This is a genomic window from Bosea vaviloviae, from assembly GCF_001741865.1.
Classification (GTDB): Bacteria; Pseudomonadota; Alphaproteobacteria; order Rhizobiales; family Beijerinckiaceae; genus Allobosea; species Allobosea vaviloviae.
Genome location: NZ_CP017147.1, coordinates 6,242,493 through 6,258,416, shown reverse-complemented (window position 1 = coordinate 6,258,416; position 15,924 = coordinate 6,242,493). Strand labels below are relative to the sequence as shown.

The window sequence follows — 15,924 nt, the reverse complement described above, 5'->3', positions numbered from 1 at the left end:
CATCGGGCTCCTCAACCGCGCCTGGCGCGTGCGCCGAACAGGCCGTTCGGCATGAAGAAGAGCACGAGCAGGAAGAGCACCATGCCGACGAGTTCCTGCAATGCCGAGCTCGCCAGCGTCACCGTCATCGCCTCGGTCACGCCCAGCAGCAGCGCCGCGCAGAAGACGCCGGGAATCGAACCGACGCCGGCCAGCACGGTGACGATGAAGGCCTTGATGGTGAGCCCGGGCCCGAGCGCCGGCTGTACGACGCTCATCGTATAGAGCGCCACGCCCGCTACGCTGGCGAGGATGCCCGCGACGATGAAGGCGGCGAGTTCGACGCGGCGCGGATCGATGCCCATCAGCATCGAGGCGTCGCGGTTGGAGGAGACGGCGCGCACGGCGCGGCCATACCAGCTGTTCTTCAGCCACCACCAGAGGCCCGCCATCACGGCAAGGCTGATGATGAAGGCGGTGATCTCGCCCTTCATGGCGTAGACCGAGCCGAAGGAGATGGCATCCTGCAGGAAGGGCGATCCAGTCGAGCGCACATCGCTGGCGAAGACCAGGAGGATCGCATTGGTCAGGATGATGCCGATGGCGAAGGTCAGGATCAGCGAATTCAATTCGCGGTGTTCGCGGATGCGCTCGATCAGCAGATAGATCACGACGCTGACGATGCCGGTGACGACGAAGGCGAGCGGGATCGCGGCGTAAGGGTTCCAGCCTGTCCGGCTCTCGATGACATAGGCCATGTAGGCTGCGAGCAGCACGAGTTCGCCATGGGCGAGGTTGATGATCTTCATCGCGCCGAAGGTCAGCGCGATGCCGAGCGCGACCAGCGCATAGACGGAACCGACAAGCAGGCCGGAGAAGAGGGATTGCTGGAGGAGTTCGAGCATGAAGCGATTGGGGCCTGTCGTCAGTCCAGTTTACGCATCGTCATTCCGGGCGCAGCCCCCGGGTCCGATCTTTGATCGACCCAAGGATGAACTCGGCGGAGACCCGGAATCCATCGCAGGGCACTGTGCTCTATGATGGATTCCGGATCGGCGCCGCTTTCGCGGCTTGTCCGGAATGACGACGCGGGTGTTGGAGCGTGTTCAGAGATCACCACGGCACGGCGGGGTAGGCGAGCTTGCCGGTGGCGAATTCGGCCGGCGAGACCAGCGGGATCTTGCCGTCTCGGTGCTGGCCCATGCTGAGCGCGAAATTCGGGTTGTCGCCGACTTCGTTGAAGGTGATGCGGCCGAGCGGCGAGGGGCGGTTGGTCGTCTTCATCTCGGCGAGCAGGCCCGCGCTCTTCAGCGTACCGGCATCGGCTGAGCGGGCAAGCGCCTCGCTCAGCACCATCGTCTCGACGAAGGCGAGCGTCGAGGCGTACTCGATCTCCTTGCCGAACATCTCCTTGTAGACGGCGGCGAATTTCCGGCCTTCCTCGTCCTTCACCTCGACGGGGAAGGGCAGGAAGGTGGTGCCGATGATGTTCTGCATCAGGTCGGGGAAATCGGAATACATCTTCGGCGTCGCCAGCGACCAGGCGCCGACGATGGCCTTGACCGGGGGCTTGAGGACCTTGGCGGCACGGATGATGCCGACATAGTCGTTCTCATAGGCCGACATGAAGATGATCTCGGACTTGTCCTGCAGCTTCACCTTGTTGATGATCGGCTTGAAGTCGGTGATGGCGGGGTCGAAGGGATGCAGCGTGACCTTGAAGCCCTTCTTGGCGAGGCTCGCCTCGAGCCCTTTCGCCAGCAGCATCGGCGCTTCCTTGGTGGAGGCGATGATCGAGACGCCGTTGGGCTTCACCTCCTCGATCAAGCCCTCGACGCCGCGCTGGTAGCCGGCATTGTTGTTGATCCGGAAGAAGTTCTTGTTGCCGCGCTGGACCAGCTCGTCGGAGACGGCGCCGCCGGTGATGTAGACCTTGCCGAGGCGATTCGAGGTGTCGGAGGCGGGGCCGACGATGTTGGAGCCGTAGCCGCCGATGATCGCGGCCGCACCGTCGGAGGCGAGCTTCTCGACGGCGGTCACGGCCTTGGCCGGCTGGCTCTCGTCATCGATGACCGTGACCTTGATCCTGTGCTTGCTTTGGCTCTCGTTGAAGACCTTGAGCGCGACCTGCATGCCCTCGTTGAAGGCCTGGCCGGAACGGGCGAGCGAACCGGTCAGCGGCATATGCGCGCCGATCGTGATGTCCTCGGCGCGCGCATTCGCGGCAAAGGCGATGGTCGCGGCGAGGCAGGCGGTTGCAAGACAATTCCTGCGGATCATGAATTCCTCCGAAGTGCTTCTTCACCGGGCCGTTTCGCGGCATGATGTGGCGTTGCCAATGGCATGGCACGGGGTTTTGGGAGCGGTCAAGCGGCGGACATCAATTCCGCATTGCAGCATGATGCGAGGCGCGACATCGGCTCGACCCGTTAGTCTCGGGCCTGCATCTTGACAAAGCGCCGGCGAGCCACTTCCTAGGGACCATAAATGCAGACGACCGTTCTGCAATGCAGAACATACATTCGACTAGAGGAAAACGCTCATGGAGTTGGTCCAGCTTGCCCTTCGCGGCAGGGTCGCGGTCGCGACGATCGCCAATCCGCCGGTCAATGCGCTGAGCGCAGGCGTCCGCGCCGGGCTCGCCGAGGCCGTCGCGAAGGCCGGCTCCGATCCCGCAGTGGACGCGATCGTGATCGCGGCGGCCGGCAAGGCCTTCATCGCGGGCGCCGATATCAGCGAGTTCGGCAAGCCGCCGGCGGCGCCGATCCTGCCCGATGTGCTCGAGGCGATCGAGAGTTGCGCCAAGCCCGTGGTCGCGGCGATCCAGGGCGTGGCATTGGGTGGCGGTCTGGAGGTGGCTTTGGCCTGCCATGCCCGCGTGGCCTCGCCCGCGGCCAGGCTCGGCCTGCCCGAGATCAAGCTCGGCATCATCCCGGGCGCCGGCGGCACGCAGCGCCTGCCGCGCCTGATCGGTGCGGCGAAGGCGTTTCCGATGATGCTGAGCGGCGAGCCGATCTCGGCCGACAAGGCTGCCGGATACGGGCTCGTCGACATGGTCGCGCTCGGCGATGTCGTCGAGGCGGCGGCGGCCCTGGCGCAGGATCTTGCGAGCAAGGGCGCGCCGCCCCGGACCGCAGACCGCGCGGAGGCATTGACCGCGGCCGATCGCGAGGCTTTTGAGGCGCTCGCAGCCGACGCGACCAAGAAATCCGGCGACATGCCCAATGCGATGGCGCTGATCGAGGCGGTGCGCGGCGTGTTCACGCTGCCCTTCGCGGAGGGCATGGCGGCCGAGCGGGCCCTGTTCCGCACGCTCGTCGCCGATGAGCGCTCCAAGGCGCTGCGCTACGCCTTCTTCGCCGAGCGCGAGGCCGCCAAGGTGCCAGGCATCGAGGCAAGCGTGAAGCCGCGCCCGATCGCGAAGGCGGCCGTGATCGGCGCCGGCACGATGGGTGGCGGCATCGCCATGTGCTTCGCCAATGCCGGCATTCCCGTGACCTTGATCGAGACCGAGCAGGCCCAGATCGACAACGGCATCAACCGGGTCGCGGCGATCTATGAGATGTCGGTGACGCGGGGCTCGTTGACGCCGGAGAAGCGCGACGAGCGCATGGCGCTGATCACGCCTGCTGTGGGACTGACTGCGGCAGCCGATGCGGACATCGTCATCGAAGCGGCCTTCGAGGAGATGGGTGTCAAGAAGCAGATTTTCGGGGCGCTCGACGGCATCGCCAAGCCCGGCGCGATCCTCGCCAGCAACACCTCCTATCTCGATATCCCGACGATCGCGGCTGCGACCAAGCGGCCGCAGGATGTGATCGGGATGCATTTCTTCAGCCCGGCCAATGTCATGAAGCTCCTGGAGGTGGTGCGGCCGGCCGGCGTCGCCGACGATGTGGTGGCGACTGCGGTGGCGCTCGGGCGCATGCTCGGCAAGGTACCGGTCGTGGTCGGCAATTGCTTCGGTTTCGTAGGCAACCGCATGCTGGCGCAACGCACGCGGGCGGCCGAACGTTTGCTGATCGCTGGAGCGTTGCCCCATGAGGTCGATGCGGCCGTGACCGCTTTCGGTTTCAAGATGGGGCCCTTCGCGATGTCGGACCTCGCCGGCAACGATATCGGCTGGCGCACGCGCAAATCGCTGGGGAAGAAAGCAGCAGTTGCGGATGCGCTCTGCGAGGCCGGTCGCTTCGGCCAGAAGACCGGCAAGGGCTATTATCTCTACCCGGCCGGCGCGCGCGCGGGCCAGCGCGACCCCGAGGTCGAGGCGTTGATCGCGAGCATCTCGGCGCAGAAGGGCGTGACGCGGCGTTCCTTCACGGCCGATGAGATCGTGGCGCGCTTGATGGATCCGATGGTCAATGAGGGCGCGCGCATCCTCGAAGAGGGCATCGCGGCGCGGCCGGGCGACATCGATATCATCTGGCTCAACGGCTATAACTGGCCGGCCTGGCGCGGCGGGCCGATGCATTGGGCCGATACGGTCGGGCTCGACGTGATCGTCAAGCGGCTCGAAGCCCAGGCAGCCGAGAGCGGCGACGCGACGCTCGAACCGTCACCCCTGCTGCGCAGGCTCGCCACTGAGGGCAAGGGGTTCTCGGAGCTGAAGGCGCAGGCCGCATGAGCGCGACCGGGAATTCCGGTCCGCGGCCGGTCTGGCAGCAGCGCTTTCCCAAGGCCTGCGACTGGGAGGCGAGCGTCGAGACCGGCATCGTGCCGGATCTGCTGGCGGCTGCCGTGGCGGCGCGCCCGAATGCGCCCGCGATCGAGTTCCGCGAACGCCGGACGAGCTATGCTGAACTCGACGCGATGGTCGCGCAGCTGGCGGCCGGGCTGATCGCCGACGGCGTCAAGCGCGGAGACCGCGTCGCGCTGCTGCTGCCCAATACGCTCTGGCACCCGATCGCCTTCTTCGCCATCGCGCGCTGCGGGGCGAGCGTGGTGCATCTTTCGGCGCTGGATGCACCGCGCGAGCTCGAGCACAAGCTCAAGGCGACGAAACCGGGCCGGCTGATCACGACCAATCTGCCAGGCTTCCTGCCGAACGCGCGGAGCCTGCTGGAGGCAGGCGCCGTCCCGCGCCTGCTTGTCGGCGAGGATGGCCGCTGGGGGCAGGGCGAGGCCGCGCCACTGGCGATCCCGAACCAGGCGAGCGTCGCCCGGCTCGACGACCTCATGGACGCAGCTCCACCGGCGTCATGGCCCGTCGTCTCGCCCGACGACGTCATGCTGCTGCAGTTCACCGGCGGCACCACCGGCCTGCCCAAGGCGGCGATGCTGAGCCATGGCAATCTCGTCTCGGCGGTGAACATCTATCGGCTCTGGACCGATGGCGAGCCGCTGGAGCCCGGCGCGCAGAAGACGATCTGCGTGTTGCCGCTGTTCCATATCTACGCGCTGACGACGCTGCTGCTGCGCCATATCCGGGACGGCAACGAGATCCTGCTGCGCCAGCGTTTCGATGTGGAGACGCTGATCGCCGATATTTCGGTCAAGCGCGCAACGCTGTTCTCCGGCGTGCCGACGATGTGGTTTGCTCTCTTGAACCGTGAAGGCGTCGAGACTGTCGACTTCTCCTCGCTACGCTCCTGCGTCTCCGGCGGCGCGCCGCTGCCCTTCGAGGTGCAGACGAAGCTCGAAGGCATTCTCGGCGTCAGGCTCAATAATGGCTGGGGCATGACCGAGACCGCGCCGGCCGGCTCGCGCGTGCCCGGCGACGCCAAACCGCGGCCGGGGCTGATCGGCATGCCCTTACCGGGTATCACCATGAAGATCGTCTCGCTCGAGCCCGAGCGCGACGACTTTCCGCCCGGCGAGATCGGCGAGATCGCGATCAAGGGCCCCAATGTCTTCAAGGGCTATCTCGACGACGAGGTCGCGACGCAGGAGGCCTTCCATGAGGGCTGGTTCCTGACCGGCGATCTCGGCCGGATGGACGAGGACGGGCTGTTCGAGATCGTCGACCGCCGCAAGAACATGATCATTTCAAGCGGCTACAACGTCTATCCTGTCGCGATCGAGAGCGCGATCTACGAGCACCCGGCGGTGCAGGAGGTCGTCGTGATCGGCGTCGATGACGCCTATCGCGGCCAGGCGGCGAAAGCCTTCGTCAAACTCAAGACCGGCCATGCGCCGTTCTCGCTGGAAGAGCTCTCCGTCTTCCTGAAGGACCGGCTCGGCCGGCACGAAATGCCGCGCGCGCTCGAATTCCGCGAGAGCCTGCCGCGCAGCGCTGCCGGAAAGCTGCTGGCCAAGGTGCTGGTGGCCGAGGAAAAACAGAAACAGGCGGCCTCGGCCGCTACCGATTCCGCCGCATAGGACAAAGCTCAGCCATGACCGAAGCCGTCATCGTCTCCACTGCCCGCACGCCGATCGGCAAGGCCCATCGCGGCGCCTTCAACCAGCTCCGCGGCGCCGATATGGCCGCCCATGCGATCCGCCACGCGCTCGCCCGCGCCAAGGTCGAGCCTGAGGCGATCGAGGAGGTGGTGCTGGGCTGCGGCTATCCGGAGGCTGCGACCGGCGGCAATGTCGCGCGCCATGCGGCGCTCGTCGCCGGCATCCCGGTGCAGTCGGCCGGCGTCACCGTCAGCCGCTTTTGCGCCTCGGGTCTGGAGGCAATCGCCCATGCGGCGCGGCGCGTGATCCTGGATGGCGTGCCGGTCGCGGTCGGCGGTGGCGTCGAGTCGATCAGCCTCGTGCAGCCGGTGGTCAGGCGCGAGCTGACCCAGAACGACTGGCTGATGGCCAACAAGCCGACGATCTACACCTCGATGATCGAGACCGCCGACAATGTCGCGCGGCGCTACGGCATCTCGCGGGAGCGCCAGGACGAATTCTCGCTGGAGAGCCAGCGCCGCACAGCCTCGGCCCAGCAGCGCCAGCTCTTCGATGGCGAGATCGTGCCGATGAGCGCGGTGATGGCGGTAACCGACAAGGCGAGCGGCGAGGTGCGTCAGGAAGCGGTGACGCTGTCGAAGGACGAGGGCAACCGGCCCGATACGACGCTGGAGGGCTTGCTCAAGCTCAAGCCGGTGCGCGGCGAGGACCAGTTCGTCACCGCCGGCAATGCCAGCCAGCTCTCGGACGGTGCCTCGGCCAGCGTGGTGATGTCGGCCAAGGAAGCGGCGCGGCGCGGGTTGTCACCGCTCGGCACCTTCCGCGGTTTTGCGTCCGCCGGCTGCGAGCCTGACGAGATGGGCATTGGCCCGGTCTTCGCCGTGCCGCGCCTGCTGGAGCGCAACGGCTTGACCGTTGCCGACATCGATCTCTGGGAGCTGAACGAGGCCTTCGCCTCGCAGTCGCTCTATTGCCGCGACGTGCTCGGCATCGATCCCGAGAAGGTCAACGTCAATGGCGGGGCGATTGCGATCGGCCATCCCTTCGGCATGAGCGGGGCCCGCCTCGTCGGCCATGCGCTGCTGGAGGGCCGCCGCCGCAAGGCGCGCTATGCCGTCGTCACCATGTGCGTCGCAGGCGGCATGGGTTGTGCTGGATTGTTCGAGATCAATCACTGACCATGCGTCATGGCCGGGCTTGACCCGACCTTCGCCGAAACCAGAGCCAACCCGCCTGAGATTCTCGGGTCTGCGCTTCGCTCCGCCCGAGAATGACGAGAGGATACCGCCATGGACCTTCGCTTCACGCCCGAGGAGATCGCGTTCCGCGACGAGGTGCGGCAGTTCTTCCGCACCGAAGTCCCGGCCGAGATCCGCAAGAAGGTCTCCGAAGGCCGCGGCATGACGCGCGAGGATTACATCACCTCGCAGCGCGTGCTGAACGCCAAGGGGTGGGCCGTGCCGCATTGGCCCAGGGAGTGGGGCGGGCAGGACTGGACGCCGATCCAGCGCTACATCTTCACCGAGGAGATGCTGCTGGCCGCCGTGCCGCTGCCCTTGCAGTTCAACTGCTACATGGTCGGCCCGGTGATCGCCGCTTTCGGCAATCAGGCGCAGAAGGAGAAGCATCTCGCCAAGATCGCCAATCTCGACGAATGGTGGTGCCAGGGCTTCTCCGAGCCCGGCGCGGGTTCCGATCTCGCCTCGCTCAAGACCAAGGCGGTGCGCGAAGGCGACCACTACATCGTCAACGGCCAGAAGACCTGGACGACGCTCGGCCAATATGCCGACTGGATCTTCTGCCTGGTGCGCACCAACCCCGCCGCCAAGAAGCAGGCCGGTATCTCCTTCATCCTGATCGATATGAAGACGCCGGGCATCACGGTGCGCCCGATCATCACGCTGGAGGGGCGCCACGAGGTCAACGAGGTCTTCTTCGACAACGTCAAGGTGCCGGTCGAGAACCTCGTCGGCGAGGAGAACAAGGGCTGGGACTATGCCAAGTTCCTGCTGGCGAACGAGCGCACCGGTATCGCCCGCATCGGCCTCTCGAAGGAGCGGCTGGCGCGGATCAAGCGCCTGGCCAGGGAGATGCCGGCCGGCGAGGGCACGCTTTGGGACGACCGCGATTTCCGCGAGCGGGTGGCCGAGGTCGAGATCGAATTGAAGGCGCTGGAGATCACGCAGATGCGGGTCGTCGCGGCGCAAGGCCAGCGCGACCCCAATAAGCCCGACCCGGCCTCCTCGATCCTGAAGATCAAGGGCTCGCAGCTGCAGCAGGCGACGACGGAGCTTTTGCTTGAGGTGGCTGGGCCGTTCGCGCTGGCTGCTCCGGTGCGCTCGGGCGACCTGACCAATGACTGGCCCTTCGACTATGACTGGGCCGATGCGGCTGCCGCCAGCTACTTCAACAACCGCAAGGTCTCGATCTATGGCGGCTCGAACGAGATCCAGAAGAACATCATCGCGAAAGCCGTCTTGGGGCTTTAGCGGCATCGGCTGACGGGCCTCTCCCGTCATGCTCGGCCTTGTGCCGAGCATCCACGTCTTGCGACGCGGATGAAGAAAGACGTGGATGGTCGGGACAAGCCCGACCATGACGATGTGGCGACCGCTGCGGAGCATGGAACGGCATCATGGATTTCGACCTTTCTTCCGAACAGACGCAGCTCAAGGACGGCGTCGAGCGGCTTGTGGCTGCGACCTATGGCTCGCTCGAAGCCCGCAAGGCGCAAGGCGCCGGCCCGCTCGGCTTCAGCGAGAAGAGCTGGGCGCAATTCGCCGAGATGGGACTGCTCGGCATTCCCTTCACGGAGGAGGAGGGCGGCTTCGGCGGCGGGCCGGTCGAGACACTGGTGGTGATGGAGGCGCTGGGCAAGGGGCTGGCGCTGGAGCCTTATCTCGCGACCGTGGTGCTCGGCGGCGGGGCGGTCAGGCTCGGCGGATCGGATGAGCTCAAGCAGCGCGTCATTCCCGGTATCGTCGAGGGCAGCTCGAGGCTGGCGCTCGCCTTCACCGAGAAGCAGTCGCGCTACGACCTCAACGACGTCGCCACCACGGCGCGCAAAGCGGGCGATGGCTTCGTGCTGGAAGGCGCCAAGAGCGTCGTCATCAATGGCGACAGCGCCCAGCATCTCGTCGTCAGCGCCCGCACCTCCGGCAACCGGCGCGACAGGGCGGGCATCAGCCTGTTCCTCGTCGCGACCGATGCGCCCGGCGTGAAGATCCATGGCTATGCGACGCAGGATGGCGGGCGCGCGGCCGAGGTTGCGCTCTCGGGCGTTCAGGTCGGGGCGGCCGACTTGATCGGTCCGCTGGACCAGGGTCTGCCGATCCTGGAGCGTGTCTCCGAATTCGCCATCGCTGCGCTCGCAGCCGAGGCTGTCGGCATCATGGAAGCTCTGAATGGGCTGACGGTGGAGTATCTCAAGACGCGCCAGCAATTCGGTGCGCCGATCGGCAATTTCCAGGTGCTGCAGCACCGCGCCGTCGACATGCTGATCGCACTGGAGCAGGCGCGCTCGATGGCGGCCTATGCCGCGATGATGGTGGAGCACGACAATGCCGCTGAGCGCAGCGCAGCGCTCTCGGCGGTCAAGGTGCAGATCAACCGCTCCTGCCGCATTGTCGGCCAGGAGGCGGTGCAGCTCCATGGCGGCATCGGCATGACGATGGAGTATCTCGGCGCGCATTACTTCAAGCGCCTGACCATGATCGAGAGCCTGTTCGGCGATACCGCGCATCATCTGCGCCGGGTCGACGTGGCGGGAGGGCTGGCGGCATGAGTCCGGACGACAAGCTGCCGGCGGCGACGGCTTTCCTGCTCGCGCATTGGCGTGGGGGCACGAAATGCACGGCGATGCCGGAGGTTCTGCGCCCGGCGGATCTGCGCGAAGCCTATGGAATGCAGGCGCTGTTCGAACAGAGCAGCGCGTCGCCGCTGTTCGGTTGGAAGATCGCCGCCACCAGCCAGGCGGGACAGGCGCATATCGGAGTCGCGGGACCGCTCGCCGGACGGATTCTTGCCGAGCGTGTGCTGGCGGATGGCGCGACGACCTCGCTCAGCGGCAACGCCATGCGCGTGGCCGAACTCGAATTCGCTTTCCGGATGGGTCGCGATCTGACGCCGCGCGCGACGGTCTATTCGCAGGACGAGGTTTTGGCGGCGGTCGAGAGCCTTCACCCCGCGATTGAGTTGCCGGATTCGCGTTTCGTGGATTTCGCCGCGGCTGGAGGTGTCCAGCTCGTTGCCGATAATGGCTGCGCCCATGAGTTCGTGCTTGGCAAGAGCACGGGAGCGGCGTGGCGCGGGCTTGATCTCGCGGCGTTCCGGCCGGTTGCGCGGATGCCGGGCCGGCAGGATCAGGCAGGGCTTGGCGCCAATGTGCTGGGCGATCCACGCATTGCGCTGACATGGCTGGTCAACGAACTCTCCAGCCTTGGCGTGGTGCTGAAAGCAGGCGAGGTGGTGACGACGGGGACCTGCCTCGCGCCAATCGCGATTTCGCCCGGCGACAAGCTCGATGCCGATTTCGGCGTGCTTGGGCGGGTCGCGGTGGCTTTCTCCTAACGAAGCTTGCTCCGGCAGCTTGAATTCGATGGTCGACAGTACACCGGCAAGGTTCGGACTCAGGAGAGGCCAGCTGAGAGAAACCACCTTATGGCGTTTACGAACTGTTCACTTCCGCCATCACCAAGCCGGGCGCAGTGTGCGCCAGCCCTGTTAGAAGGGAAATCGTCAGCGATAGAAATGGGGGCTAGCTGTCGAGGAGGCTTGAGGCATGAGCTTGCGCGTCTCGCAATACCGTTGGGACGGTACCGAAGGCAACGACGCCTGGGTGGCCGAAGATGCCACAAGGAGCTGGACCGCGTATGGCAGAGGTGGCGATGACCATCTCACCGGTGGTTCACTTGGCGATGCGCTTTTCGGCGATGCCGGTGATGACGCCCTCTATGGTGGCGGCGGGAATGATCGTCTTTTCGGAGGCGAGGGCCAGGACAGATTATACGGCGGCGCTGGCAACGACTTTCTTGAGGGCGGCGGACAGTACGACCAGTTATATGGTGGCGCTGGCAACGATGTGTTGATTGGCGGCTACTTTGTGAGTGGCGATGGCGGCAACGATGTCCTCTATGGTAGCGACGATCGGGACGCGCTCTTGGGCGGTGATGGCAATGATACGCTCTATGGCGGCAATGGCCCCGATTACCTCAGGGGCGGCAGCGGCATCGATACGATCTATAGCGGCGGAGACTCCACTGGCGATTTATACTACGCGGAAGAGATCTATGGCGATGGCGGCAAGGATTTTCTTTACGGTGATCTAGGCCGCGATGTATTCACATTTATCGAGCATGGTGAAAGCGGTCCTGGGCCGGCCGCGCGTGACGTCATCTACAACTTCACACCCGGAAACGATGACATCAGCCTGCCCCTGGATGCCGATACCAACCTCGTTGATTATCAGGACTTCGTCTTCATCGGAACGGACGCTTTCAGCGGTGAGGCCGGTCAGGTTCGCTACGAAACCGTGGGTGATAATACGTTCGTCACTGCCGATGTGAATGGTGACCACGTGGCCGATTTCGAGATCGAACTCGTCGGGGAGTTCAGCCTCTCGGCTACGGATTTCATCCTCTGAACGCAGTGGCTAGAGAAATTTCCGATCCAACTGGATCGTTCAATAGCTCTAGCCCTTTGTTTGAACGCGTTTTCTTCACGCGAACCGGTATCCACTTCGCTCGAAAACGTTCTCGATCACGTCGCATTCGGACGAATTCGTCCGAATGCGACGTGATCGATTCCTAGAGTTGAGAGCATTGCTCCTGCGAAAAACCGGGACCCACTTTTTCGCGCAAGGCTCTAGTTTCGCGCGGCAAGCGGCCGAGCTTGTTATATCAGGGTCGCACGACATAGCCTTGCTGTCTTGCACAAGCGCATGTCGGGAGGCCCCCGTGAGTTCAGGACTGTTTGCCCTGCTTGACGATATCGCTGGATTGGCGAATGTCGCGGCGGCCTCGCTCGACGATGCCGCCTCCCAGGCTGCCAAGGCCTCGGCCAAGGCCGCCGGCATCGTCATCGACGATGCGGCCGTGACACCGCGCTATGCGGTCGGTTTCGCGGCCGATCGCGAATTGCCGATCATCTGGCGGATCGCGCTCGGTTCGCTCAAGAACAAGCTCCTGATCCTGTTGCCCGCGGCGCTGGTGCTGACCCTCATTGCGCCTTGGGCGATCACGCCGCTGCTGATGATCGGCGGCGTTTATCTCTGCTATGAGGGTGCGGAAAAGCTGATCGAGCGCTTCCTGCCGCATGCCGGGCATGGCGACGCGGCGGCTGAGGCCGAGCCGCTCGACCCCAAGGCGCTCGAGAACCAGAAGATCAGCGGCGCGATCAAGACCGATCTCATCCTTTCCGCCGAGATCATGGCGATCACGCTCGCCAGCGTCTCGGATTCATCGTTCTGGACGCAGGCATTGGTCCTGGCCGTGGTCGGCCTCGGCATGACGGCCTTCGTCTATGGCATCGTCGCGCTGATCGTGAAGGCGGATGATGCCGGCGTGGCGCTGGCGAAGCGGCGCTTTGCGCCCGTTCGCCTGCTGGGGCGGGGCCTCGTCATCGGCATGCCGTATTTCCTCAACCTTCTCGGCGCGGTCGGTACGATCGCCATGCTCTGGGTCGGCGGCGGCATCATCGTTCACGGCTTTGCCGGCTATGGGCTGGCCGGGCTCGAACATGTCATCCACGATCTCGCGGCGGCGAGCGGCCGCGTCGTGGCTATGCTCGCGGCTGCGGTCGAATGGCTGGTGACGGCGGGACTCTCGGCGGTGCTCGGGTTGCTGATCGGCGCGATCGCGGTGCTCGCGATGCATTTTGGCGTCACACCGCTTCTGAAGACCGTCAGGAAGAGCGCGCCGAAGGCTTCGCTCGATAGCCAACCCGGTGCCTGAGCCTGCTCAGGCGAGCCAGGTCGTGAACCCCTCGACCGGTTCGCGCTCTGGGACGAGGGCGTTGGCGGGAGCCTCGGGATCGACCTTGCCGATGGCGATGCCGCAGACCACGACCTCGTTCTCGGGGATGGCGAGTTCGCGCCGCACTACCGGGTGGAAGCGGGCGAAGATCGCCTGCGGGCAGGAGTTCAGCCCATGCCCTTGTGCCGCGATCAGGATGTTCTGCACGAACATGCCGAGATCGAGCCAGGAGCCGATTTCGAGGTCGCGGTCGATCGTCACCATCAGCGCGACCGGGGCGTCGAAGAAACGTAAGTTTGCAACCGTCTGTCGCTGCATGCCCGCGACATCGCCCTTCTTGACGCCGAGCAGGCCGTAGAGATCCCAGCCGACCTTGCGGCGCCGCGAGAGATAGGGCTCGCGGAAGCTTTCGGGGTAGTAACGGTACTCCTCCGCCGCCGGCAGGTCCGGCGAATCCAGCGCCAGGAGCAAGCCGGCTTCCAGCCGAGCGCGGCTGTCGGGGCCGATCACCCGGACCTTCCAGGGCTGCATGTTGGTGCCGCTCGGCGCCTGCGCCGCGACCGTCAGGATACGGCGGACGAGCGCTGGCTCGACAGGATCGGGCAGGAAGGCGCGGACGGCGCGGCGGGAGGCGATGGCGCTTTCGACGGCTTCGGCGGCGTCTGTCATTCAAGCTTCTCCCGCTGCACTCTTTCGTCATTACGAGGAGCGACAGCGACGAAGCAATCCAGGGGCTGCGCGAGCCTTCCTGGATTGCTTCGGCTCACGCTCGCAATGACGAATGTCACCCCGCCTTGCGCGCCTCGACGAAGGCCGCGTGTTCGCTCACCAGCTCGCCGGCAAGTGCCTTGGCGATCAGCGCGCGGGTCTCGGGGATGCCGTAGATTGCCACAAAAGAGCCGAAGCGCGGGCCCTGATCCTCGCCGAACAGCACCTGGTAGATCGCCTTCCACCAGTCGCCGCTGACGCCGGGTCGTTCGGGCGTCGCGCCCTTGGCGGTGAGGTTCTGGTAGCGCGGAACCACACGGGCCACATCGAGCGCCGTGTCCTGGACCATTTCGGCGGTGGCGTCCGGCGGCAGGGCTGCGAGCGCAGCGTCCAGCGCGAGGAAGGCCGCGCGTTCGGTCTCGTCGGCGGCGCGATAGGTCTTCGCCGGCTTCACGAAATCGCGGAAATAGACGATCGCGTAGCCGACCAGCGCGTCGAGGCGCGGATGGGTGGCAGGCGAGATCGCAGGCGAATAGCGCTGCAGGAAGCCCCAGAGCACGCCCTTGTCCTCGGAATTCGCCACCGCGACGAGGTTCATCAGCAGGCCGAAGGTGATCTGCGTCCTGGTCGCGTTCTCGCCTTCGCCGGTGGCGATGATTTCCGGCTGGGGAAGCTCGCCATTGTGGATGTGCCAGGCCGGGTTCCCGAGGCGGTTCTTCCAGTCCTGGCGCTCATAGCCACCGAGGAACTGCAGATAGTCGTCGACCGCGCGCGGAATGACGTCGAAATGCAGCTTCTTGGCCTCGCGCGGACGCGAATACATGAACAGCGACAGGCTCTGGGGGCTGGCATAGGTCAGCCACTCGTCGATGGTCAGGCCGTTGCCTTTCGACTTCGAGATCTTCTGGCCGAGATCGTCGAGGAAAAGCTCGTAGACATAGTGCTGCGGGGCCTTGCCGCCGAGGATCTCGCAGATGCGGTCGTAAATCGGCGCGTTGGTCTGGTGGTCCTTGCCGAACATTTCGAAGTCGACGTCGAGCGCGGCCCAGCGGGCGCCGAAATCCGGCTTCCACTGAAACTTCACATGCCCGCCGGTGACGGGAACCGTCTTGTCCTGGCCGTCCTCGTCGGTGAAGGTGACGGTCCCGGCGGTTGCGTCGACCGCCTTGAGCGGGACGTAGAGCACACGGCCGCTGACGGGCGAAATCGGCAGAAAGGGGCTGTAGGTCGCCCGGCGCTCCTCGCCGAGGGTCGGCAGCATGACCTTCATGATGTCGTCATAGCGCGCCGCGGCGCGCAGCAGCACGGCGTCGAGCTTCCCGGACTTGTAATAATCGGTCGCGCTGGCGAACTCGTAGTCGAAGCCGAAGCTGTCGAGGAAGCGGCGCAGCATCGCGTTGTTGTGGTGGGCGAAGCTCGGATAGTCGCCGCCGAACGGGTTCGGCACCGCGGTCAGGGGCATCTGAAGATAGGGCCTGAGCGCCTCCGGATCAGGCACATTCTCCGGAATCTTGCGCATGCCGTCCATGTCGTCGGAAAAGCACAGCAGCCGGGTGGGGATCGCGTCCTGCGTCAGCACGCGGAAGGCATGGCGCACCATCGAGGTGCGCGCGACCTCGCCGAAGGTGCCGATATGCGGCATGCCCGAGGGTCCGTAGCCGGTCTCGAACAGCACCTCTTTCTTGCCCGATTTCTCGATCCGCGCGACGAGCTTGCGTGCTTCCTCGAACGGCCAGGCGGCCGAACGCTGGGCGGCGTCAACAAGAGCGGGGTCGAAGGCGGGCATGATCGGGGCAGTCCTCTCCAGGAATTGGAAGAATGAGCCTCGGGCTTTGGCAGATCGCAAAGGGGGGCGTCAATGCGTGTCGCTGGGACGAGGCATCCGCGCCGGCGGCTTGCCGAGGCCTCGTGCGGGTATAGGCTGCTG

General features: G+C 65.3%; 12 protein-coding genes. 8 read left to right on the top strand and 4 right to left on the bottom strand.

Annotated elements, in window-relative coordinates; genetic code table 11:
• Positions 1-11 precede the first annotated feature (11 nt).
• Positions 12-884, bottom strand: a complete 873-nt coding sequence (locus tag BHK69_RS29035; RefSeq protein ID WP_069693148.1) for a branched-chain amino acid ABC transporter permease — start codon at positions 882-884, stop codon at positions 12-14.
• A gap of 208 nt (positions 885-1,092) precedes the next feature.
• A complete protein-coding gene (locus BHK69_RS29030; protein ID WP_069693147.1) occupies positions 1,093-2,259 on the bottom strand; it encodes an ABC transporter substrate-binding protein in 1,167 nt (388 codons plus the stop codon).
• Positions 2,260-2,521: 262 nt separating this feature from the next.
• Between BHK69_RS29030 and BHK69_RS29025 the strand changes: the two genes are divergently transcribed.
• From BHK69_RS29025 to BHK69_RS28985, 8 genes are all read left to right on the top strand, one after another.
• Positions 2,522-4,603, top strand: coding sequence for a 3-hydroxyacyl-CoA dehydrogenase NAD-binding domain-containing protein (locus BHK69_RS29025; protein ID WP_069693146.1), 2,082 nt, complete (start codon positions 2,522-2,524; stop codon positions 4,601-4,603).
• On the top strand, positions 4,600-6,297 hold the full coding sequence (locus BHK69_RS29020; RefSeq protein WP_069693145.1) for an AMP-binding protein: 1,698 nt from the start codon (positions 4,600-4,602) through the stop codon (positions 6,295-6,297). The genes BHK69_RS29025 and BHK69_RS29020 overlap by 4 nt, the downstream gene beginning before the upstream one ends.
• A 14-nt stretch (positions 6,298-6,311) precedes the next feature.
• Positions 6,312-7,496 carry an acetyl-CoA C-acyltransferase gene (locus BHK69_RS29015; protein ID WP_069693144.1) on the top strand — a complete coding sequence of 395 codons (1,185 nt, stop codon included), beginning with the start codon at positions 6,312-6,314 and terminating at the stop codon, positions 7,494-7,496.
• A 111-nt stretch (positions 7,497-7,607) separates the two neighbouring features.
• Positions 7,608-8,807, top strand: coding sequence for a pimeloyl-CoA dehydrogenase large subunit (gene pimC, locus BHK69_RS29010; RefSeq protein ID WP_069693143.1), 1,200 nt, complete (start codon positions 7,608-7,610; stop codon positions 8,805-8,807).
• Between the two features lie 146 nt (positions 8,808-8,953).
• Positions 8,954-10,102 carry an acyl-CoA dehydrogenase family protein gene (locus tag BHK69_RS29005; RefSeq protein ID WP_069693142.1) on the top strand — a complete coding sequence of 383 codons (1,149 nt, stop codon included), beginning with the start codon at positions 8,954-8,956 and terminating at the stop codon, positions 10,100-10,102.
• Positions 10,099-10,887 (top strand): 2-keto-4-pentenoate hydratase, encoded by a 789-nt coding sequence (locus BHK69_RS29000; protein WP_069693141.1) that lies wholly within the window; start codon positions 10,099-10,101, stop codon positions 10,885-10,887. Before BHK69_RS29005 ends, BHK69_RS29000 begins: the two co-directional genes overlap by 4 nt.
• Before the next feature lie 211 nt (positions 10,888-11,098).
• Entirely contained in the window at positions 11,099-11,959 is an 861-nt protein-coding gene (locus BHK69_RS31710) for a calcium-binding protein (protein ID WP_083269741.1), read from the top strand.
• Between the two features lie 313 nt (positions 11,960-12,272).
• Positions 12,273-13,268, top strand: a complete 996-nt coding sequence (locus tag BHK69_RS28985) for a DUF808 domain-containing protein (RefSeq protein ID WP_069693138.1) — start codon at positions 12,273-12,275, stop codon at positions 13,266-13,268.
• A 6-nt stretch (positions 13,269-13,274) separates the two neighbouring features.
• Here BHK69_RS28985 and BHK69_RS28980 read toward each other — a convergent pair whose 3' ends face one another.
• Together BHK69_RS28980 and BHK69_RS28975 are read right to left on the bottom strand one after the other, a co-directional pair.
• Positions 13,275-13,958 (bottom strand): nitroreductase, encoded by a 684-nt coding sequence (locus tag BHK69_RS28980; protein WP_069693137.1) that lies wholly within the window; start codon positions 13,956-13,958, stop codon positions 13,275-13,277.
• Between the two features lie 115 nt (positions 13,959-14,073).
• Positions 14,074-15,783, bottom strand: coding sequence for a lysine--tRNA ligase (locus BHK69_RS28975; protein ID WP_069693136.1), 1,710 nt, complete (start codon positions 15,781-15,783; stop codon positions 14,074-14,076).
• Between the last annotated feature and the right edge of the window lie 141 nt (positions 15,784-15,924).